Origin of the sequence: Enterobacter cloacae complex sp. SYL003, assembly GCF_049236925.1 — a bacterium.
Lineage (GTDB): Bacteria > Pseudomonadota > Gammaproteobacteria > Enterobacterales > Enterobacteriaceae > Enterobacter > Enterobacter intestinihominis.
Genome location: NZ_JBMKJK010000018.1, coordinates 16,399 through 37,436 on the forward strand (window position 1 = coordinate 16,399; position 21,038 = coordinate 37,436).

16 protein-coding genes are annotated in these 21,038 nt (G+C 55.6%); 8 read left to right on the forward strand and 8 right to left on the reverse strand.

All coding sequences use genetic code 11. The features are described 5' to 3' along the window. The first annotated feature begins 89 nt into the window (after positions 1 to 89). From hmsP to ACOT1A_RS19815, 3 genes are all read left to right on the forward strand, one after another. On the forward strand, positions 90 to 2,096 hold the full coding sequence (gene hmsP / locus ACOT1A_RS19805; RefSeq protein ID WP_023307153.1) for a biofilm formation regulator HmsP: 2,007 nt from the start codon (positions 90 to 92) through the stop codon (positions 2,094 to 2,096). Positions 2,097 to 2,254: 158 nt separating this feature from the next. Then, positions 2,255 to 3,541, forward strand: a complete 1,287-nt coding sequence (gene dctA, locus ACOT1A_RS19810; protein ID WP_022649724.1) for a C4-dicarboxylate transporter DctC — start codon at positions 2,255 to 2,257, stop codon at positions 3,539 to 3,541. 221 nt (positions 3,542 to 3,762) lie between these two features. After that, a complete protein-coding gene (locus ACOT1A_RS19815) occupies positions 3,763 to 5,253 on the forward strand; it encodes a M16 family metallopeptidase (RefSeq protein ID WP_038416892.1) in 1,491 nt (496 codons plus the stop codon). A 486-nt stretch (positions 5,254 to 5,739) separates the two neighbouring features. Here the strand turns inward: ACOT1A_RS19815 and ACOT1A_RS19820 are convergent, their stop codons facing one another. Next, positions 5,740 to 6,669 carry a sugar kinase gene (locus tag ACOT1A_RS19820; RefSeq protein ID WP_022649722.1) on the reverse strand — a complete coding sequence of 310 codons (930 nt, stop codon included), beginning with the start codon at positions 6,667 to 6,669 and terminating at the stop codon, positions 5,740 to 5,742. A gap of 230 nt (positions 6,670 to 6,899) precedes the next feature. On the opposite strand from ACOT1A_RS19820, the gene pdeH reads away from it, so the two are divergent. Then, positions 6,900 to 7,673: a cyclic-guanylate-specific phosphodiesterase gene (pdeH, locus tag ACOT1A_RS19825; RefSeq protein WP_015571521.1), complete on the forward strand. Its 774-nt coding sequence runs from the start codon at positions 6,900 to 6,902 to the stop codon at positions 7,671 to 7,673. A 65-nt stretch (positions 7,674 to 7,738) separates the two neighbouring features. Continuing rightward, positions 7,739 to 9,781 carry an AsmA family protein gene (locus ACOT1A_RS19830; RefSeq protein WP_023298835.1) on the forward strand — a complete coding sequence of 681 codons (2,043 nt, stop codon included), beginning with the start codon at positions 7,739 to 7,741 and terminating at the stop codon, positions 9,779 to 9,781. Positions 9,782 to 9,874: 93 nt separating this feature from the next. Here the strand turns inward: ACOT1A_RS19830 and ACOT1A_RS19835 are convergent, their stop codons facing one another. From ACOT1A_RS19835 to ACOT1A_RS19845, 3 genes are all read right to left on the reverse strand, one after another. After that, positions 9,875 to 11,197 carry an MFS transporter gene (locus ACOT1A_RS19835; RefSeq protein WP_022649720.1) on the reverse strand — a complete coding sequence of 441 codons (1,323 nt, stop codon included), beginning with the start codon at positions 11,195 to 11,197 and terminating at the stop codon, positions 9,875 to 9,877. A gap of 260 nt (positions 11,198 to 11,457) precedes the next feature. After that, positions 11,458 to 12,483, reverse strand: a complete 1,026-nt coding sequence (gene yhjD / locus ACOT1A_RS19840) for an inner membrane protein YhjD (protein WP_022649719.1) — start codon at positions 12,481 to 12,483, stop codon at positions 11,458 to 11,460. 50 nt (positions 12,484 to 12,533) lie between these two features. Beyond that, positions 12,534 to 13,433, reverse strand: coding sequence for a LysR family transcriptional regulator (locus ACOT1A_RS19845; protein ID WP_045308794.1), 900 nt, complete (start codon positions 13,431 to 13,433; stop codon positions 12,534 to 12,536). Between the two features lie 119 nt (positions 13,434 to 13,552). Between ACOT1A_RS19845 and ACOT1A_RS19850 the strand changes: the two genes are divergently transcribed. Both ACOT1A_RS19850 and ACOT1A_RS19855 read left to right on the forward strand, forming a co-directional pair. After that, positions 13,553 to 14,311 (forward strand): SDR family NAD(P)-dependent oxidoreductase, encoded by a 759-nt coding sequence (locus ACOT1A_RS19850; protein ID WP_023298834.1) that lies wholly within the window; start codon positions 13,553 to 13,555, stop codon positions 14,309 to 14,311. A gap of 174 nt (positions 14,312 to 14,485) precedes the next feature. After that, positions 14,486 to 15,088 carry a response regulator transcription factor gene (locus ACOT1A_RS19855; protein ID WP_022649715.1) on the forward strand — a complete coding sequence of 201 codons (603 nt, stop codon included), beginning with the start codon at positions 14,486 to 14,488 and terminating at the stop codon, positions 15,086 to 15,088. Here the strand turns inward: ACOT1A_RS19855 and ACOT1A_RS19860 are convergent. Further along, positions 15,067 to 15,405, reverse strand: coding sequence for a lysozyme (locus ACOT1A_RS19860; protein WP_022649714.1), 339 nt, complete (start codon positions 15,403 to 15,405; stop codon positions 15,067 to 15,069). The genes ACOT1A_RS19855 and ACOT1A_RS19860 overlap by 22 nt on opposite strands. 71 nt (positions 15,406 to 15,476) lie before the next feature. After that, positions 15,477 to 16,016 carry a GNAT family N-acetyltransferase gene (locus ACOT1A_RS19865; RefSeq protein ID WP_022649713.1) on the reverse strand — a complete coding sequence of 180 codons (540 nt, stop codon included), beginning with the start codon at positions 16,014 to 16,016 and terminating at the stop codon, positions 15,477 to 15,479. A 146-nt stretch (positions 16,017 to 16,162) separates the two neighbouring features. Here ACOT1A_RS19865 and ACOT1A_RS19870 point away from each other — a divergent pair, with 146 nt between their 5' ends. Further along, the gene (locus tag ACOT1A_RS19870) at positions 16,163 to 17,749 is read left to right on the forward strand and encodes an STY4199 family HEPN domain-containing protein (protein ID WP_276169996.1); all 1,587 of its coding nucleotides are present in this window, start codon (positions 16,163 to 16,165) and stop codon (positions 17,747 to 17,749) included. A gap of 47 nt (positions 17,750 to 17,796) precedes the next feature. On the opposite strand, the gene ACOT1A_RS19875 is transcribed toward ACOT1A_RS19870, so the two are convergent. Together ACOT1A_RS19875 and gorA are read right to left on the reverse strand one after the other, a co-directional pair. Then, entirely contained in the window at positions 17,797 to 19,446 is a 1,650-nt protein-coding gene (locus ACOT1A_RS19875) for an alpha,alpha-trehalase (protein ID WP_022649711.1), read from the reverse strand. 182 nt (positions 19,447 to 19,628) lie between these two features. Beyond that, positions 19,629 to 20,981 carry a glutathione-disulfide reductase gene (gene gorA, locus ACOT1A_RS19880; RefSeq protein WP_126292001.1) on the reverse strand — a complete coding sequence of 451 codons (1,353 nt, stop codon included), beginning with the start codon at positions 20,979 to 20,981 and terminating at the stop codon, positions 19,629 to 19,631. Between the last annotated feature and the right edge of the window lie 57 nt (positions 20,982 to 21,038).

The following is a 21,038-nucleotide window of genomic DNA, read 5'->3' on the forward strand; positions in this document are numbered from 1 at the left end:
CTCTTAAAAGTGCAGCTATCGGGTATACTCGGGCGCACCAGGTTTACGCCCTGGTGCGCCCTGCGCTTCGAGTTTTGTGGAGAGTCATTTTGCGTGTCAGCCGTTCCTTAACGATCAAACAGATGGCGATGGTGTCTGCCGTCACAATGCTGTTTGTCTTCATCTTCTGCGTCATTTTGCTGTTTCATTCCGTACAGCAGAATCGCTATAACACGGCTTCGCAACTGGAAAGTATTGCCCGCTCGGTGCGGGAACCCCTGTCGGCCTCGATCCTGAAAGGGGATATCCCCGAGGCGGAATCCATCCTGAAGCGCATTCAGCCCGCCGGTATCGTGAGCCGCGCCGACGTCGTGCTGCCGAACCAGTTCCAGGCGCTGCGGATGAGCTTTATCCCGGAGCGTCCCGTCCCGATGATGGTGATGCGCCTGTTTGAACTGCCGGTGCAGATTTCCCTGCCTCTCTATTCCCTGGAAAGACCGGCTAACCCGCAGCCGCTGGCCTATCTGGTACTACAGGCGGACTCGTACCGCATGTATAAATTCGTCATGAGTTGGGTTGCTACGTTAGTGACTACTTACTTACTTTTGACCTTAATGTTGAGCGTGGCGCTGACGTGGTGCATCAACCGGTTAATTGTGCATCCGTTGCGCCGCATAGCCCGGGAGCTGAATGACCTCTCTCCGCAGGAGCATATGGGGCATCAGCTTCCCTTGCCGCGTCTGCATCACGACGATGAAATCGGCATGCTGGTCCGCAGTTACAATATCAACCAGCAGCGTGTCCTGCGTCAGCAGGAAGAGGTCAGTAATAACGCCACCCGTTTCCCGGTTTCCGACCTGCCAAACAAAGCGTTTTTAATGGCCCTGCTGGAGCAGACCGTCGCTCGCCAGCAGACCACCGCGCTGATGGTGATTGCCTGCGAGACCTTGCAGGACACGACGGGCGTGCTGAAAGAGAGCCAGCGCGAGATGCTATTACTGACGCTGGTGGAAAAAATCAAATCTGTGCTGGCGCCGCGCATGGTACTTACCCAGGTCAGCGGCTATGACCTGGTGGTGATTGCGCACGGTGTAAAAGAGCCGTGGCACGCTATTACGTTAGGTCAGCAAGTACTCACTGTCATAAATGAGCGGCTACCCATTCAGGGTATCCAGCTACGCCCAAGTGCCAGCATTGGTATCGCAATGTACTACGGTGGTCTGACCGCCGAGCAGTTATACCGTCGGGCTTTCTCAGCAGCGTTTACCGCGCGCCGAAAAGGCAAAAACCAGATCCAGTTCTTTGATCCGGAGCAAATGGAAAAAGCCCAGCAGCGCCTGACGGAAGAGAGCGACATTCTGACGGCGATGGACAATCGCCAGTTTGCGCTCTGGCTACAGCCGCAGGTGGATTTGCGCACGGGTGAAGTGACCAGCGCCGAAGCGTTGCTGCGCATGCAGCAGCCGGACGGCACGTGGGAGCTGCCTGAGGGGATGATCGAACGTATCGAGTCCTGCGGCCTGATGGTCACCGTCGGATACTGGGTGCTGGAAGAGTCGTGCCGCCAGCTTGCGGCCTGGCAACAACGGGGCATCACGCTGCCGCTGTCGGTGAATCTTTCTGCGCTACAGCTGATGCACCCGACTATGGTGCCGGATATGCTCGAGTTGATCCATCGCTACCGCATCCAGCCCCACACGTTGATCCTGGAAGTCACCGAGAGCCGTTGTATTGACAATCCTGACGACGCTGTCGCCATTCTGAAACCGCTGCGTAATGCCGGGATCCGCATTGCGCTGGACGATTTTGGTATGGGGTATTCCGGCTTGCGTCAGCTCCAGCACATGAAAACCCTGCCGGTGGACGTCCTGAAAATCGACAAAACCTTTGTGAAAGGGCTGCCGGAGGATTGCAGCCTGGTGCAGGCCATTATCCAGATGGCGCACAGCCTGAACCTGCACGTGACTGCCGAAGGTATTGAGGCCGAAGCCCAGCGCGAGTGGCTGGCTGCGGCGGGTGTGGAGAGCGGTCAGGGCTTCCTGTTTGGCCGCGCCGTGCCGACGGATACCTTTGAGCGACGCTATCTCGCCGACGCTGGCAATAACGCAAAAGTGTAATTTTGTTGCTGGCTTGTGCGAGCCAGCTCAAAGTTCTTAACATTTGTGTTTCAAATTTGAACCCCGTTTATTTCTGTCCTGTTATGTGGGTGTTATTTTAAAGCCGCAGGTTAACCATAACCTTACAAAGCCTGTAGTTATTCTTCCAGGGACACCCTATGAAAACCTCACTCTTCAAAAGTCTTTACTTCCAGGTCCTGACAGCCATCGCCATCGGTATTTTGCTCGGTCACTACTACCCGGAGCTGGGCGCGCAAATGAAACCGCTTGGCGACGCGTTCGTTAAGCTCATCAAAATGATCATCGCGCCGGTCATCTTCTGTACCGTGGTGACCGGTATCGCCGGCATGGAAAGCATGAAGGCGGTCGGGCGTACGGGGGCGGTTGCCCTGCTGTACTTCGAGATTGTCAGTACCATCGCGCTGATTATCGGCCTGATTATTGTCAACGTGGTACAGCCTGGCGCGGGCATGAACGTTGACCCGGCCACGCTGGATGCGAAAGCGGTGGCGGTTTACGCTGAACAGGCGAAAGATCAGGGGATTGTTGCCTTCCTGCTGGACGTGATCCCGAGCAGCGTGATTGGCGCGTTCGCCAGCGGAAATATTCTCCAGGTGCTGCTGTTTGCCGTGCTGTTTGGCTTTGCCCTGCACCGTCTTGGCAGCAAAGGCCAGCTGATTTTTAACGTCATTGAAAGCTTCTCGCAGGTTATCTTCGGCATCATCAACATGATTATGCGTCTGGCCCCGATTGGTGCCTTTGGCGCGATGGCCTTCACCATCGGGAAATACGGCGTCGGCACGCTGGTACAGCTTGGCCAGCTGATTATCTGCTTCTACATCACCTGTATTCTGTTTGTGGTGGTGGTGCTCGGCTCCATCGCTCGTGCGACCGGCTTCAGCATCTTCAAATTTATCCGTTACATTCGTGAAGAGCTGCTGATTGTCCTCGGCACATCCTCTTCTGAGTCCGCGCTGCCGCGTATGCTCGATAAAATGGAAAAGCTGGGCTGCCGTAAGTCAGTGGTGGGGCTGGTTATTCCTACGGGCTACTCCTTTAACCTGGACGGCACCTCGATTTACCTGACGATGGCGGCGGTCTTTATTGCTCAGGCCACCAACAGCCACATGGATATCTTCCATCAGATTACGCTGCTGGTCGTCCTCCTGCTCTCCTCGAAAGGGGCGGCGGGCGTAACGGGTAGCGGATTTATCGTGCTGGCGGCCACTATCTCAGCGGTTGGCCATCTGCCGGTGGCGGGTTTGGCCCTGATCCTCGGTATCGACCGCTTTATGTCTGAAGCCCGCGCGTTAACCAACCTGATTGGTAATGGTGTGGCGACGGTTGTGGTGGCGAAGTGGGTAAAAGAGCTGGATCACAAGAAACTTAACGATACGCTGAATAATCGCACATCTGAGGACAAAACCCCCGGTTTATCCTCTTAATCCCTCATAAATGCCCGTATTCCCTTGTGGGGATGCGGGCACCTGCGCATAATAACCGCTCATACCTGTCATATTTCGACAAAATTTTTTTGGGTATATTTCGCTTCCGCCCGTGACGTTTAGCCGAACACGCTGTCTAATCGGAAGGTTTTCATCGTCATCTTTGAGTGCTCACGTCGCGAGACACTCTCTTTAACCAGGAATGTTGATCAGGGGTTCACATGCAGGGCACAAAAATTCGACTCTTAACCGGCGGTTTGCTGATGATGGCAGCAGCCAGTTATGTGCAGGCAGATGCGCTCCAGCCAGACCCGGCCTGGCAACAGGGAACACTGGCGAACGGATTCCAGTGGCAGGTGTTATCCACTCCGCAACGTCCGAGCGATCGCATTGAAATTCGTCTGGCTGTGAATACCGGCTCCCTCACAGAAAGCACCCAGCAGACCGGCTTAAGCCATTTTATTCCTCGACTGGCGCTCACCCAGAGCGGCAGTTTGCAGGCGGTTCAGGTGCGTTCTTTATGGCAACAGGCCATCGATCCAAAACGCCCGCTTCCCCCGGCTGTGGTCTCCTATGACTACACCATGTTTAACCTGAGCCTGCCCAACAACCGTAACGATCTGCTTAAAGAAGCGCTTACCTATCTTTCTGATGCGACCGGCAAACTGGCGATTACGCCTGAGACCGTAAACTATGCGTTGAGCAACAGCGACATGGTGGCGACCTGGCCGACGGATACCAAAGAAGGCTGGTGGCGCTACCGCCTGAAAGGGTCCACGCTGCTTGGCCACGACCCGGCAGAACCGCTGAAACAGCCGGTTGATGCCGCGCAGGTGAAATCTTTCTACCAGCAGTGGTACACCCCGGATGCCATGACCCTCATTGTGGTGGGCAACGTGGACAGCCGTGCGGTGATAGAGCAGATCAACAAAGCCTTTGGCGATCTAAAAGGGAAGCGTGAAACGCCCGCCCCTGTTCCTACTTTGTCCCCGCTGCGTCCTGAGACGGTCAGTATCATGACGGATACCGTGCGTCAGGATCGTCTTTCGATGATGTGGGATACCGCCTGGCAGCCGATCCGCGAGTCCTCGGCGCTGTTGCGTTACTGGCGTGCGGACCTGGCGCGTGAAGCGCTGTTCTGGCATGTTCAGCAGACGCTCAGCAAGAACAACGTGAAAGACATTGGTCTGGGCTTTGACTGCCGCGTGCTGTTCCAGCGCGCCCAGTGCGCCATTAACGTCGAATCGCCGGGTGATAAGCTGAATGCCAATCTCGGCGTGGTGGCGAAAGAGCTGGCTAAAGTGCGTAAAGAGGGCCTGTCTGAAGAGGAATTTAACGCGCTGGTGGCGCAGAAATCCCTCGAATTGCAGAAACTGTTTGCCACCTATGCCCGCGCCGATACCGATATCTTAATCAGCCAGCGCATTCGCTCCTTACAGAATCAGGTCGTGGATATCGCGCCGGAGCAGTATCAGAAATTGCGTCAGGATTTCCTGAACGGTCTGACCGTGGAGATGCTGAATCAGGATCTGCGGCAGCAGCTGTCTCAGGATATGGCGTTGATTCTGTTGCAGCCGAAAGGTGAGCCGGAATATGACATGAAAGAGTTAAAGGCCACCTGGAACGCCATCATGGCGACGCCGTCGCAGCCAGTACAGGCGGCGGCCGATGATTTGCACCAGGATGCGAGCGATATTCCGCAGGGCCAGTAAGGCCCTGCGTTCCCTCTCCCTGTGGGCTGAGGGATTTTATGCAGAAGCAATAAAGTTGCTTTCTAAATGACTGAGGGCTGTCAGCGATGCCCTGGTCCGGCTGTAAATCGCTGAGGCGTTTGCCTTCCGGCCGGGGCGAGGCGCAGGGATGCGCCGAGAGGGCGGCTTTACAGGGACGTTGCCTCCGCCCGTACCCGATAAGCCGGAAGGAATAAGCCGAGGTCACCGCGAAGCGGCGATTTACCGCCGGGAGCCCAGGTCGCCAGGGTGGTGGCGACTGAGCCACCCTGGCACGTTCACCGGTCATGTCGTTACAGAGTAGCAAGGAACATAAAGTGAACGGAATGACCACCACCGCCGTATGTTCCCCTCACCCTACCCTCTCCCCGGAGGGGCGAGGGGATTGCTCAGTGCTCGCATTAATTTGTGGGGAACCCTCAGCCCTGTGGGAGAGGGTTAGGGTGAGGGCATCAGCCCGCCCATTCCTTAAGCAGGCATCGCCTCGCGCGGAATAATCGCTCCGCGATACTGAATCACCGTGCTGGCCGTCAAGTGTCCGCGCTGCGCTGCCGCTTCTGGCGTACCTCCCGTCAAACGTACCGCCAGATACCCCGCGCTGAAAGAATCGCCCGCCGCAGTGGTATCGATCACTTTCTCTTTCGCCAGCTTCACCGCCGGCACCTCTGTCACGGCTTCACCCGCCACCGCCACCAGGCAAGACTCCGCCCCGCGCTTAATCACCACTTCGCTGACCCCAGCGGCCTGCGTCCGGGCGATGACCTCATCAACCGGCTTTTCACCCCACAGGGCATCTTCATCGTCCAGCGTCAGGAAGGCGATATCGGTGCATTCCAGCATCTGCTGATACACCTGCTGCGTCTCTTCACGGCTGGCCCAGAGGCGCGGACGGTAGTTGTTATCGAAAATCACCTTACCGCCGTTGGCACGGCATTCGCGCAGCAGTGACAGCAGCTTTTCACGGCTCTGCTGGCTCAGGATCGCCAGGCTGATCCCGCTCAGGTAGAGGTAATCGAAGGTGGCCAGCTCTTCGCAAATCGCAGCGGCGGCATCGCTTTCCAGCCAGAATTTGGCAGCCGCTTCATTACGCCAGTAATAGAAGGTGCGCTCGCCGGTACTGTCGGTTTCGATGTAGTACAAACCCGGCAGACGGTTTTCCATTCGCTGGATCAGCGAAGTTTCAACGTTTTCACCCTGCCAGGCCTCCAGCATCTGCTGGCTGAAGCTGTCCGTTCCCAGCGCGGTAACGTAGCTCACGCTCAGCGCGTCGGGGGCGACCTGACGGGCAATGTAAACGGAGGTGTTCAATGTATCGCCGCCAAAACCGCGGCTGACTTCCGCGCCTTTCTGGGACAGCTCAATCATGCATTCGCCAATCACGGCAATTTTCTTAGACATAGTCGTGAACCTGAACAGAGTAATTAAGAGTAGTGTGCGCTGTGTGTTTTTTACGGTCAACTATATTAAAACGACGTTCCATTATTTTTTTTGAGCCAGCGCGTGTTCCGGCATATTTCTGTCATCTTAATTTCATTTTCCCGCTGAATTGAACATAAAGTTCTCACCTGGCGGGCCGATAACTCAGTGACGAGTCCAGAAAGGCTATCCCATACAACAGGACATCCGAAATGAAGTCAGAGCAGGTTATCCAGCGGCTGAGCACTACGCCTGAGGCAAGTATTGAGAACTTGCAGGAGCATCGCTACTGGCTGCAATGTGAGCGAGCGTACACCTATCAGCCTATCTACCGTACTGACGGTCGGTTAATGGCAATTGAGGTGTTAACGGTCGTCACTCATCCATCGAACCCTTCGCAGCGTATCGCGCCGGACCGCTATTTTGCGGAGGTTGCCGTGCGTCAGCGCATCGACGTGCTGGAAGAGCAGTTGAGAATGCTGGCGACGAAGCAGGCGTTCTTCGAGCAGCACGGTATTCTGGCTTCGGTGAACGTGGATGGTCCAACCCTGATGGCGTTACGTCAGAATGCGACGCTGCAGGCGCTGATTGCCACCTTGCCGTGGATGCGCTTCGAGCTGGTGGAACATGTTCAGCTGCCGCAGGACTCCTCATTTGCCTCGATGTGTGAGTTTGGCCCGCTGTGGCTGGATGATTTCGGTACCGGTATGGCCAACTTCTCCGCCCTGAGCGAAGTGCGTTATGACTACATCAAAGTGGCCCGCGATCTGTTTATCATGCTGCGCCAGACACCGGAAGGACGGAACCTGTTTACGATGCTCCTGCAACTGATGAACCGCTATTGCCAGGGCGTCATTGTGGAAGGCGTAGAGACGCTGGAAGAGTGGCGCGACGTGCAAAATTCTCCGGCAGCGGCGGCACAGGGTTATTTCCTCTCTCGTCCCGTCCCCATGGATACCCTGGAAAAGGTGATAACCACCCTCTGATCTGCCCGCTTCCCTTTGTCTGAACTATAGTTTTAAAGGCAAGTTCATCAGGAAAGGGGACAACAATGACAAAAACAACCAGGGTGATTTCCTGGACAGCAGGGATTTTCTTGTTGCTGATCGTGGTCTTAATCATCATTATCGCCACGTTTGACTGGAACCGCCTCAAACCGACCATCAACCAGAAAGTCTCGACCGAGCTAAACCGCCCCTTCGCAATACGTGGCGATTTGGGGGTCGTGTGGGAGCGTCAGAAAGAGGAAACCGGCTGGCGAAGCTGGGTGCCCTGGCCGCACGTTCACGCTGACGACATCATTCTTGGCAACCCGCCGGACATCCCCGAAGTGACCATGATCCACCTGCCGCGCGTGGAAGCCACGCTGGCGCCGTTAGCCCTGTTAACCAAAACGGTGTATCTGCCGTGGATCAAACTTCAGCAGCCCGACGCGCGGCTGATTCGCCTGTCGGAGAAAACCAATAACTGGACGTTCGATCTCGCCAGCAGCGGCGATAAAGATCCGAATGCGCAGCCCTCTTCATGGTCCTTCCGCCTCGACAATATTCTGTTCGATCGGGGGCGGATCGCCATTGACGATAAAGTAAGTAAGGCTGACGTGGAGATCCTCGTCGATCCGCTGGGCAAGCCGCTGCCGTTTAGCGAAGTGACGGGCAGCAAAGCCAAAGGCGATGACAGCAAAGCTGGCGATTACGTCTTCGGCCTGACAGCGAAAGGGCGCTACAACGGCCAGCCACTGACCGGTAAAGGCAAAATCGGCGGTATGCTGGCGCTCAGGAGCGAGGGTACGCCGTTCCCGGTGCAGGCGGACTTCCGCTCGGGCAATACCCGCGTGGCGTTCGTGGGCACGGTTAACGACCCGATGAACATGGGCGGCGTCGACCTCCAGCTTAAGTTTGCCGGGGATTCGCTGGGTGAATTGTACGATCTCACCGGCGTGCTGCTGCCGGATACCCCGCCGTTTGAAACGGACGGGCGGCTGGTCGCAAAAATCGACGCTGAAAAATCGTCCGTCTTTGACTACCGGGGGTTCAACGGCCGCATCGGCGATAGCGATATACACGGCACGCTGACCTACACCACCGGAAAACCGCGCCCGAAACTGGAGGGGGACGTTGAATCCCGCCAGCTGCGTCTGGCCGATCTTGGTCCGCTGATTGGCGTAGATTCGGGTAAAGGCACGAAGTCAAAAGAGGTCAAAAAGGACGCTCAGCCTGCGGGTAAAGTGCTGCCCTATGACCGCTTCGAAACCGACAAGTGGGACGTAATGGATGCGGACGTGCGCTTCAAAGGACGTAAAATTGAGCATGGCAGCACGCTGCCGTTGAGCAACCTCTCGACCCATATCATCCTGAAAAACGCCGATCTGCGCCTGCAACCGCTGAAGTTTGGCATGGCCGGGGGAACCATTTCCTCGAATATCCACCTGGAGGGGGATAAAAAGCCGATGCAGGGAAGGGCGGAGATCCAGGCGCGTCGTCTGAAGCTGAAAGAGCTGATGCCGGACGTGGAGTTGATGCAGAAAACCCTCGGTGAGATGAACGGCGATGCGGACATTCGCGGCACGGGTAACTCTGTGGCCGCGCTGTTAGGCAGCGGAAACGGCAACCTGAAGCTGCTAATGAACGACGGGCTGGTGAGCCGTAACCTGATGGAGATCCTGGGGCTGAACGTCGGTAACTTCATCGTCGGACAAATCTTCGGAGACGATGAAGTGCGCGTAAACTGCGCGGCGGCAAACGTGGACCTGGTCAACGGTGTGGCGCGTCCGCAGATTTTCGCATTCGACACGGAAAACGCGGTTATCAACATCACCGGTACCGCCAGCATGGCGTCCGAGCAGCTGGATTTAACCATCGATCCGGAAAGTAAAGGCATTCGCATCATCACCCTGCGCTCGCCGCTCTACGTTCGCGGGACCTTCAAAGATCCGCAGGCGGGCGTGAAGGCCGGGCCGCTGATTGCGCGCGGTGCGGTTGCCGCCGCCCTCGCCACGCTGGTCACCCCTGCGGCGGCGCTGCTGGCGTTGATTTCGCCGTCAGAAGGCGAAGCGAATCAGTGTCGGACGATTTTGTCGCAGATGAAGAAGTAAGGTGTGGCCTGTTCTTGCCGGGTGACGCTGCGCTTACCCGGCCTACATGTGAATCGTAGGCCGGGTAAGGCGTAGCCGCCACCCGGCATTCGCTTACAGAGTCTGATGCTTAGTTTCGTGCGTCAGCAGCAGCGCAATCAGCGTCAACGCTGCCATTGCCGCCAGATAGACACCCACATAGAACAGACCATAGTTCGCCTGAAGCCACGTGGCGATATACGGGGCCACCGAGGCGCCCAGAATAGACGAAACGTTATAGGAGAACGACGCGCCGGTATAACGCACTTCAGTCGGGAACAGCTCCGGCAGCAGCGCGCCCATTGGGCCAAAGGTCAGCCCCATCAGGCTCAGACCAATCAGCAGATACGCCATCACCAGCGCAGGGCTACCTGAACCCAGCAGCGGCGGGAAGACAAACAGTGCGAACAGGATGATCAGCGAGGTGATGACGATCATGCTTGAACGACGGCCAAATTTATCCGCCAGCAGGCCCGCGATGGGCACCATCACGCCAAATCCAATAACCGCCATCATCAGCATCCACAGCACTTCGTTACGCGGCAGGCCCAGTCCGACCGGTACGGCGGCGGTACTGTAGGTCATGGAGTACACGGTCATGATATAGAACAGCGTGTAGGTCGCCAGCATGATGAACGTACCCAGCACGGTCACGCGGAGGTGTTTGGTCAGCAGCGTCCCCAGCGGAACTTTAACCTGCTTTTTCGCCGCGGCGACTTTAGCGAAGACCGGCGTCTCGTGCAGCGACACGCGCACGTACAGGCCAATCAGCACCAGCACGGCAGAGAAGACGAACGGAATACGCCAGCCCCAGCTCATGAACTGTTCATCGGTCAGCAGCCAGGAGAGGAGCAGGAAGGTGCCGTTCGCGAAGAAGAAGCCAATCGGCGCGCCCAGCTGTGGGAAAGAGCCATACAGGGCACGCTTACGCGCCGGGGCGTTCTCGGTCGCCAGTAGCGCCGCGCCGCCCCATTCCCCGCCCAGCCCCAGGCCCTGACCAAAGCGCGCCAGCGCCAGCAGCACAGGCGCCAGAATGCCGATAGTTTCATAGGTCGGCAGCAGGCCGATGGCGACGGTGGAGATCCCCATCGTCAGCAGCGAGGCAACCAGCGTCACTTTACGACCGACGCGATCGCCAAAGTGGCCAAAGACCGCTGAACCTATAGGACGCGCAACGAAGGCGATAGCAAAGGTAGCTAAAGACTGTAGCGTGGCTGCCGTCGGGTCGCCCTGTGGGAAGAAAATATGCGGAAAGACAATGACCGCAGCGGTGGCGTAAATATAAAAGTCGAAGAACTCAATGGCGGTGCCAATCAGCGATGCGACGACGACTTTATTGCGGGAGTTGACCGGAACGTGTTCCGCCCCTTCGTTAAGTGTGGTGGCTGTTGCTTGCATAATATTTTCTTATTTTTGGACGAACGAAGGGCCATATTAGGCACAGCAAAAGCGACATTTCAATCTGTAACAAAGGCGTGACATGGTCATAAAAGCAACAAAAAGCGGATAATTTTCAGGCCAGCGAAAACACTTCCATGAAATGCTTCACACATTTTAAATATCAGTCATTAAAACTGGTTTTGAGTTAAATAAAAGTTACGGTCTGGATTTATATGCTGAAATGATGAATCGGGCTGAAATATCAGCCCGACAGGACATCAGTGGTGGGTTTTTCCCGGCATGCGCGGGTCGTCTTTATACTCTGCGGTGGCGATCCACGCGGCACAGAACAGCGTCAGGCGTGCGAAGAAATAGAAGAAGGCCATCAGCCCCAGCACCGAACCAAAGGCCGCGCCGGAGGGGGACTTCACCAGCGATGGCAGCGTATAGGTCATCACAATTTTGATCACCTCAAAGCCAATGGCGGCAATCAACGTCCCACGGATCAGCGCCTTCTTGCGCGGCCGATGGCGGGGCAAACGCCAGAAGATCCAGAAGAACAGCAGGTAGTTAGCAAAGATGGAGATAGCAAGCCCTATACCGCGCCAGGCCGGTTTCAGCCATTCAATGTAGTCCAGATACAGCGCGGAGATAATCATCTGCTGCGCAGAACCGGCGACCGAGGTGATAGAGAGCGTGATGACCAGCGCCACCAGCAGACCAATTAGCGAGATAAAGTCGCGCAAATACTTCACCCATATCTTCTCCTGATCCTGCGGCGTACGCTCCCAGACGTCACGCGACTGGGCGCGAATGGCCTCACGCAGGTTGCCCATCCAGTTAACCCCGGAATAGAGCGCAATCAGCAACCCGACGATACCCACGGTGGTACGCTGCTGCACGGCGGTGTTGATGGTGCTTTTGAGCGTCGTGGCGAGCGTCTGGTCGCTGACGTTGGTCAGGATCTTATTGAAGATGTCCTGCAACAGCGTCGGGTGAGACGCCAGCACAAAACCGGCGGCAGCAAACGACACCATCAGGATGGGGATCATCGACAGGAAAGAGAAGTAGGTGATCGCCGCGCCAAACTGATTTCCCATGCGGTCGTTAAAGCGCTCAGCGGCGCGGATCAGGTGAGCAATCGCGGGTATCTGCTGAATTTTTTCGGCTATGCCGGTCACGGTGCCCAGCGCTTTGCTGGTCGTTCCAGGCTCCTTCGGCGCTTCAGGCTCGTTATCCATCTTTTTGATGGGTTCATAATCTAAATGTTGAGTCGGTCGTTGCGGGTTATTTTCCGGCGTCACGCGCATTTTCCTTTTCGTTGAGCTGGATGTTACTGAATTATAGCTTGCGACTAGTCCACGTAACTTTTTGTGAGTTCGGTAAGCCACTCCATAAACACATGCACCCGACGGGAGAGGTTACGGCGGTGGGGATAAATGAGGGAGACGGGCATTGGTTCAGCCCGATATTGCGGCAGGATCTCAACGAGTTTTTTCGTGCGCAGGGCATCACGCACCCCGACGCGCGGAGCCTGAATAATGCCAAGCCCGGCGATACAGGCGGCCTGGTAGGTTTCCGTGCTGTTAACCGTCAAAACGCCTCCCGTTTTTATCCACTGGGTCGCGCTGCCGTTGAAATACTCAAAACCCAGAGGACGGGTGCCCAGCGTGGCGGAGTAATGAATGAGGGCGTGTGAGCCCAAATCATCCAGCGTCTCAGGGTAGCCGAATCGCGTGAGATAATCCGGGCTGGCGCAGTTAATCACTGAAAGCTTCCCAAGCGGGCGGGCGATAAGCCCGGAGTCCTTCAAGTTTCCCACGCGAACCACGCAGTCAAATCCTTCGCGGATGACATCGACCAGACGATCGCTGCTGCTTAGCTCAAGCTCAATGCCGGGAAACTGTTGTAAAAATGCAGGCAGTTTCGGAATGACGACATTTCGTGCAATGGCAACGGGCATATCCACACGTAGCCGACCGCTGATGGTGGAAGGGTCGTGCAGAAACATGCCGTCCAGTTCGTCCAGATTCATCAGCAGATCTTTTGCGCGTTCGTAATAAACCATGCCGTCCTGCGTCAGGCTGACGCGGCGGGTAGTGCGGTGCAGCAGTTGAGTGCCAAGCGCGTTCTCCAGCGCCTGGATCTGCCGCGAGACACTCCCCTTCGGCAGGCTTAACGTCTCCGCCGCGCGGGTAAAACTCTCCAGTTCCGCGACGCGAAGGAAAAGCTGCATTGCGTATATTTTATCCATAGATATGGGTCATTGTTGTTTTAAATGAAACAGTGAAGCGTTGGCGGCACTATTTATTGATTTTCTACCATCTAATAAGCTCATTCTCAATCTTCATCGCAGTCGAAACGAGGTGAATTATGCGTGAACGTATTGCATTAGTGACGGGCGGTAGCCGCGGCCTGGGTAAAAATGCGGTTTTGAAGCTTGCTGCGGAAGGGACAGATATCATCCTGACCTGGAACAGCAGTCAGCAGGAGGCGCAGGAAGTTGTACGCGAAATTGAGGGAAAAGGTAGAAAAGCGGCAGCATTGCAGCTTAACGTCGGCGATACGGCAAGTTTTGCGCGCTTCGCTCAACAGGTGAAGGAAACCCTTACACACGTCTGGCAACGTGACACCTTTGACTATTTAGTGAACAACGCAGGTACAGGGTTATACGCACCCTATACCGAGACGACAGAAGCGCAGTTTGATGATGCGGTGAATATTCACTTCAAAGGTCCGTTTTTCCTCACACAACAGCTGCTGCCGCTCATAAAAGACGGAGGACGGATCCTGAACGTCTCAAGCGGACTGGCCCGTTTTACTCAGCCAGGTTCAGGGACTTACGCGGCAATGAAAGGAGCGATGGAAGTGCTGACCCGCTATCAGGCAAAAGAGCTTGGCGTGCGCGGAATTTCCGTCAATATCATCGCGCCTGGCGCGATTGAAACCGACTTTGGAGGCGGACGCGTAAGGGATAATGCGGAGCTTAACCAGCTGCTGGCCTCGCAGACGGCGCTGGGACGGGTGGGCCTGCCCGATGATATCGGTGACGCCATTGCGGCGTTGCTCAGTGACAAACTGGGCTGGATGAATGCGCAACGTATTGAAGTTTCAGGCGGTATGTTCCTGTAATGTTCAGACTTAAGGGGGAGGGAACCCTCTTAAGGAAATCCTTAAAGCAGGTGTGTCTAAATGATGAAAGATATAAAGAGAGCTGGGTGAATTGTAACCTCTCCATTCATTGAGTTTTTTCTTAAAAAATGCCTCTGTAGAATCCCCCTTCGCTATTCTCAGAGGAGTAATACGATGCGAGTAATCATGTTTGACAGGCAGTCATTATTTATTCATGGAGCGAAGTGCAGTTTGCAGAAATTAATTCCGGAAATAGATTTGACAGGAACTCGTCAGACTGATGAATTATGGGCACACTTATCCGCGTCACCTTCCGCTATCGTCATGATAGATGGGTATTTAATTCATGATAACGGTGTGGCTTTACCGGAAGAGATTATGAATCGTTTTCCAACAGCGCGCGTGGTGCTGGTGTTAACGAAAAAAGAGCCTCGCTGGGTTGAGCAAATGCTACAGCGCAACGTGGTGGCAATAATCCCTCGTAATGCGAATCCCGAACGCTTTTCCGCCGTGCTGGATTCTGTATCGCGAGGGATGGTCTGTTTTCCCGGCGAGTGGATGAACCAGCACTCCTCTCATGATGAGCTGTCATTGTTAAGTGAGCGCCAGCGTGAGGTATTGAAATTACTGGCGGCCGGAGAGTCAAATAAAGAGATAGGTCGTAATCTCAATATCAGTGCGGCAACGGTAAAAGCCCATCTTGAGACGCTTTTCCGTCGTCTTGATGTCAAAAACCGGACGCAGGCCGCGATGTACTATACCCGGGCGACGGCCTGAAGGATCTTCTCTGGCAGAGGGGAATCTTCCCCAAAACTGAAGAGCGTTAATACCAGTGCATCATGCTGCTGTTGGGTTAATGGGCGTTTGTTCATTTCCCGCAGCAGCGACTCACATAAATGAATATCATTGAAAAGCAAATTCTCCGCCTCAGTCGGCGTGATGAGGCCGTTAAATTTTTCCCACTGGCGAATCACGTGACCGTAACCTATAACCCATATTCCCTTTTCGTCACGGTATTTCTCCAGGGAAAGACCCTGCTGTTTTTTAATTAATGCGATTGCAGCAGAAGATATCTGCATTGCATAACCCGTCATAAGCGTTTCCTCTTTATGGCGGAACTATAAAGGGAAAACAGCCCGGGGAATATCCGCCAAATGGCCGTTGATCAGGTTTTACTGAACGGATATTCCTTTTTCAGTAAACCGAATAGCCAGTCGTTATGCCATTGCCCTGAAAGGAAATAACTCTCGCGCAACTCACCTTCCAGCTGAAAACCTGTTTTTTCCAGCAGTCGCCTTGAGGCGATATTTCCCGCCGTCACGGTCGCGGTGAGCCGACGGATATTGCCCTGGGTCAGCGCGAAATCACACACCGCCCGCAGAGATTCAAAGCCGTAACCTTTCCCCTGCGCAGAGGGCGCAAAGAGAAAACCGACTTCGGCACAATCTGCTTCCCGGTGCACATAGCCGGTTACGCCCAGCGGCGTCTGGCTGGCCGTCTCACGCACCACAAGGCAGAGCCAGTGCGAGCTGCCCGGTGCCCACGGCAACAGACGAGACACAAAGGCCTCCCGAATGTCAGCCTCGCTACGCTCATGGGCGACAAAACGCATCACGTCAGGATTTTGCTGTAGCGACAGAAAAAAGGGCCAGTCTTGCTCTTGCAGCGGCAAGCAGGTGAGACGCGCGGTGGTTAAGGCGGGCATGACGATCCTCCGGAGACATTGCAAATGATTATAGGGTTGTCACTTTATTTCAACAGAAAGTCAGGTATGTTTAACCTCCTATAAATAAAAAGAAAAACGACTTTTAATGCCGCTTTGGCGGTACTCATTGTCTCTCAAGGAAAACAATGATGATTAGCTCATCGCATCATACCCGCGAACAGTTTGAACACTGTCTGGCGGCGATCCGCCAGGCGTCTGTTGAAATCTTACTTCTGTTGAATGTACATGTTTCTGAAGGAAAAGATCCACGCTGGTTTCTGGAACAACTGGATAGCGCCCGCCTGGGGCTGGGCGGGTGGGGTGCCGTAGCCAGAAAGCTGAACCTGAATGATGCGGAAATGACGGCCTTTACGCTGCAATTACGCTTGCTTCAGCAGCGCGTTCCCCAGTATGAAAGCGGGCAGGATGTCAGCGAAAACCAGCTGATTGCGGCGATGCGCTTCGTCACATCCCTTGAATATCTGCGTCTGCAACAGCCCCTTCTGACCTACGATACCGGGAGGGTGCCAGACAAGGCGAGCCAGCTCCAGGCGCAGATACAGGTGCGTGCCATTGAGCTGATGATAAAAGGATTGATACAGCAGGCATGGCCCGATCCGGTGCGGCTGAATAATCATCTTAAGACCTTGTTTAATGCTGAACGTGTGCGTCGCTGGCTGAAAAACGGTGAAATTAATGATGTTCTGAGCGGCATGTTATTTAGTGAGCTGGCCCAGCTGCTGGTGGATAAGAAAGAATTTAGCCGCTACTACGCGTCGCTGTTTAACGCCCCGGACATGCTGACGCTGCTGGTAGAACCCCGCAAAACCCTGCAAACCTTCCTCGAAGATATCCGTCAAATCCGCAACAGCATCACCGTGCAGCAGCCGTTGAGCGGGGCGCAAATCCAGCTGCTCGACAGCTATTACACGCAGATCACCCGCTCCGTTCAGCGCGCGTTTGAGGAAGGGCGGACACGCGTTAACCCGGCGGCGCTGATGGCGGTGGATGAAAGCGAGCTGCATGCATTCTGGGAAAAGGCGCAAAAAATAGACCGCACCACAGGCGGCGATCTGTTTGAAGTGCGTGACAGCATAGAGAAACCGACTCAGCGCGCCGCGCGTACGCCAGAGCAGCGCGAACAGCTGATTTCCGGCGTGCTGTGGGGAGCGGTTGGCATGATGGTTATCGCGATTGTCGTGGGAGGAGCCTGGCTGGTAACCAGCAGTAAACCGCAGCCGACTGTGGCCAGCACGGCATCTCCCGCGCCGGTGCAGGAGATGCGCGAAACGCCTTCCTCGCGAGAAACGCTGACGCGCATGGGTGTCACCTGGGATGAGAACAACTTCCGTTCAGCGATTAGCCGCAATGATACCCGCGTGGCGCTCCTGTTCTTGCAGGGTGGCATGGACTGGAAAATGTCATGGACGGAGGAGGCGTTGTCGGCAGGCTACGATGACGTGCTGGAAGTGATGTTGCGCTACCGCCTGCAAATGACAGAGCAAAAGCCCTGCCGACGCTTTATTAATACGCTTAGCCATGCGATGGCGAACGGCGAATCGCTGACGTCTATGCGTAAGCAGTACCTGAAAGCATTCTGTACCGTCCCGGCGGTAGTGAAACGTCAGCAGCACGACGCCGATATGGCAACGCGCCGCGCGAAGACGCAGCCCGATGCCAGCACAAAAAAATGGCAGTCCATCCAGACTGCCATTTATGAGGTGATTCGTTAACTTTTCCCTCTCCCCTCAGGGGAGAGGGTTAGGGTGAGGGGCAAGGCTCAAGGTTCACCATATAACCCAATCAACCGCCGCACCACCCCATTCGTCCAGCCGAAGCCATCCTGCAACGGATACTCACCCCCGCCACCTTCGCGTGGCGTGCTGCTGGCGATATGGTACTTCTCAATCAGCTTATGATGGGTTTTGTAGTAATGGTTTACCGTGTGCAGCCAGCTCCAGGCGATCTCATCCCCCAGCGAGTCGTTGCCGTACTGCTTGAACCCCTGGATCGCCATCCATTGTAGCGGTGCCCAGCCGTTCGGCTTATCCCACTGCTCACCTGTTTCATATTCGGTGGCGAGAATACCGCCCGGCGTGAGCAGACGGGCTTTAACGGCATCGGACAGCCGTTCAGCCTGCTCATGGGTCGCCATGCCCACATACAGCGGCACAATGCTGGCCGCAGAGAACAGCGCCAGGGCTTCGCGTCGCCAGTCGTAATCACGATAACAGCCGTTCTCTTCGTCCCACAGATAGCGGTTCACCGCCGCGCGCCGGTCGCTGGCTTTCTGGCGGAATAGTTCAGCCGTCTCTTTATCCCCTTTCGACGCGGAGATATTGGCGATAGCGCTCTCCAGTTTGAACAGGAATGCGTTCAAATCGATGGGGATAAATTGCGTCGTGCGGATACTGGCCAGCCGCGCAGGATCGCGCAGCCAGCGGGACGAGTAATCCCATCCTGAGGCTGCCCCGGCGCGCAGGTCGCGATACACCTCGTTCGGCGGGCGACCGGAATGACGGGCGGTTTCAACGTCCTCAATCCAGGATTCATCCCGTGGCGTATCGCGATCGTCCCAGTAGCGGTTGAGCAATGAGCCATCCGGCATGCGCACCGCACTGCGATAGGCCTGGTTGAGCAGCAGCGATTCCGCCCCGTCCATCCAGAAGGCGTACTCCATCTTGAGATGCTCAAGATAGCGCTTCGCCCCGCGCACGCCGTCCTCTTCAAACAGCTCCACCATCAGGGCAAAAACCGGCGGCTGGGAGCGGCTGAGGTAGTAGGTGCGGTTGCCGTTCGGGATATGTCCGTAGCGCTCAATCAGCCAGGCGAAGTTATCGGCCATGCATTTCAGCAGATCGTTACGACCGCTTTCTGCCAGCCCCAGCATGGAGAAATAAGAATCCCAGTAGTAGGTCTCGCTGAATCGCCCGCCGGGCACAATATAGGCCTGCGGCAGCGCCAGCAGCGACGACCACGGGATATGATCCTGCGGCTCGCGCGTCAGCACCGGCCACAGGTTATCAATGTGTTCTTTCAGGGAGAAGCCGGGATCAGAGACATACTCTTTACTGTAGTCCTCCGGCAGCCAGAAGTGATTCTCCACAAAGCGCGCCAGGTCAAAATCCCGATGACGACGCACTTTACGGTAGCGGATCAGGATATCCAGCGGGTCCATTTTCGGCGCGCAGTCTGGGAAAGTTTTGCTGTCCGCAAACAGCCGTGTCGACTGCACATGTTCGAACAGTTCAAGATAACGATCGGCAGGCGTCAGGGCATCGGAGGCAGGTAGCCCCTCGATCATTTCGGGTTCCGGCTCCGCCTCAATCATTTCATCCAGTTTCAACTCGCAGGGATCGGTCTCGTAGCGCAGCTCTTCTGCAATCTCGAACTCGATGTTCTCGGTAGCCTGTAGTTTCTGGTTGAACATGGTGATAAGGACCTCCGGTTGTGTGTTCTAAAAGACAGGTTTTTCCGGGCGTCTTATAAGCGTAGACATTCGCTTCGGTGGATGTGGAGGGATATGTGCGGTAGATCACGATTTTCGGAGCATTCGTTTTGCAACGATTTATGAATGTTAAAAAAATGCCCCTTTGAAGAGGGGCATCAATATCAACGCATTGTTACAAACTCTTCTGCCGCAGTGGGGTGGATCGCCACGGTGTTATCGAAGTCTTTTTTCGTTGCGCCCATCTTCAGCGCCACTGCGAAGCCCTGCAGGATCTCGTCCATGCCAAAGCCTATGCCGTGGATGCCGACGATCTTCTCGTCCGGGCCCACACAGACCAGCTTCATGCGGCACGGCTGACGGTGCGAGGTGACCGCGGTATACATCGCGGTAAACGCCGATTTATACACTTTCACCTGATCGTCGCCGTACTGCTCGCGCGCCTGCGGCTCGGTTAAGCCGACGGTGCCGATTGGCGGGTGGCTGAAGACCACGGTCGGGATGTTGCTGTAATCCAGATATTCGTCCGGCTTGTTGTTAAACAGACGCTCGGAAAGACGACGCCCCGCGGCCACGGCAACCGGCGTCAGTTCTACGGCACCTGTGTTATCACCAACGGCATAAATACCCGGTACGCTGGTGTTCTGGAACTTATCAACGACGATGTAGCCTTTTTCATTGGTTTTCACCCCGGTTGCGGCCAGGTTGAAGTTGTCGGTGGCCGGTTCACGACCAATCGCCCAGATCAGGCAATCAACGGTCTGGCTGCGGCCATCTTCCAGCTCCAGGGTCAGGCTACCGTCCGCATTTTTAACCACCGCTTTTGGCACGGCGTTGGTGTGCAGGGTTGGGCCTTCGGCGTTCATCACCTCGACCAGCGTGTCGACGATTAGCGGATCAAAGCTACGCAGCGGCGCGTGTTTACGCACAAACAGGTGCGCTTCCGCCCCAAGGCCGTTAATCACGCCGGCCAGCTCAACCGCGATGTAACCCGCGCCTACAATGGCAACGCGCTCTGGCAGAGCAGGCAGCTCGAAGAACCCGTCGGAGTCGATACCGTATTCCGCGCCCGGAATGTTCGGATGGCTCGGTCGGCCACCGGTGGCGATCAGGATGTGATCGGCGGTGATCGTCTCGCCGTTCACTTCGATCGTCTTCGCATCCACGAAACGGGCGAAGCCGCGGATCACGTCGACGTTATTCTTGCCCAGCACGTTATCGTACGAGGTGTGAATACGGTCGATATAGGCGGTACGGCTGGCGATCAGCTTATCCCAGTCGAAGTGGTTAATGGTGGTGTCAAAGCCGTAGTCCGGGCCATACATATGGATAGCTTCACGGATTTGCGCGGCATGCCACATCACTTTCTTCGGTACACAACCCACGTTTACGCAGGTGCCGCCGAGTTCTTTGGCTTCAATCAGCGCACACTTCTGGCCGTACATGGCCGCACGGTTGATGGAGGCGATGCCGCCGCTGCCGCCGCCGATTGCGATGTAGTCATAATGCTTAGTCATAGCTTTTGTCCTTAATCGTGAATTGCCGCGATTGTATACCTGAAATCAATAGGTTCC

Bases quoted from the DNA above. Each gene is read 5' to 3' on its own strand.
- ACOT1A_RS19830 (WP_023298835.1), top strand. From the start codon at position 7,739: ATGACAAAAACAACCAGGGTGATTTCCTGGACAGCAGGGATTTTCTTG.
- ACOT1A_RS19835 (WP_022649720.1), bottom strand. From the start codon at position 11,197: ATGCAAGCAACAGCCACCACACTTAACGAAGGGGCGGAACACGTTCCG.
- ACOT1A_RS19815 (WP_038416892.1), top strand. From the start codon at position 3,763: ATGCAGGGCACAAAAATTCGACTCTTAACCGGCGGTTTGCTGATGATG.
- ACOT1A_RS19855 (WP_022649715.1), top strand. From the start codon at position 14,486: ATGCGAGTAATCATGTTTGACAGGCAGTCATTATTTATTCATGGAGCG.
- ACOT1A_RS19870 (WP_276169996.1), top strand. From the start codon at position 16,163: ATGATGATTAGCTCATCGCATCATACCCGCGAACAGTTTGAACACTGT.
- ACOT1A_RS19820 (WP_022649722.1), bottom strand. From the start codon at position 6,669: ATGTCTAAGAAAATTGCCGTGATTGGCGAATGCATGATTGAGCTGTCC.
- ACOT1A_RS19850 (WP_023298834.1), top strand. From the start codon at position 13,553: ATGCGTGAACGTATTGCATTAGTGACGGGCGGTAGCCGCGGCCTGGGT.
- ACOT1A_RS19860 (WP_022649714.1), bottom strand. From the start codon at position 15,405: ATGACGGGTTATGCAATGCAGATATCTTCTGCTGCAATCGCATTAATT.
- gorA (WP_126292001.1), bottom strand. From the start codon at position 20,981: ATGACTAAGCATTATGACTACATCGCAATCGGCGGCGGCAGCGGCGGC.
- pdeH (WP_015571521.1), top strand. From the start codon at position 6,900: ATGAAGTCAGAGCAGGTTATCCAGCGGCTGAGCACTACGCCTGAGGCA.
- ACOT1A_RS19865 (WP_022649713.1), bottom strand. From the start codon at position 16,016: ATGCCCGCCTTAACCACCGCGCGTCTCACCTGCTTGCCGCTGCAAGAG.
- ACOT1A_RS19875 (WP_022649711.1), bottom strand. From the start codon at position 19,446: ATGTTCAACCAGAAACTACAGGCTACCGAGAACATCGAGTTCGAGATT.
- ACOT1A_RS19845 (WP_045308794.1), bottom strand. From the start codon at position 13,433: ATGGATAAAATATACGCAATGCAGCTTTTCCTTCGCGTCGCGGAACTG.
- dctA (WP_022649724.1), top strand. From the start codon at position 2,255: ATGAAAACCTCACTCTTCAAAAGTCTTTACTTCCAGGTCCTGACAGCC.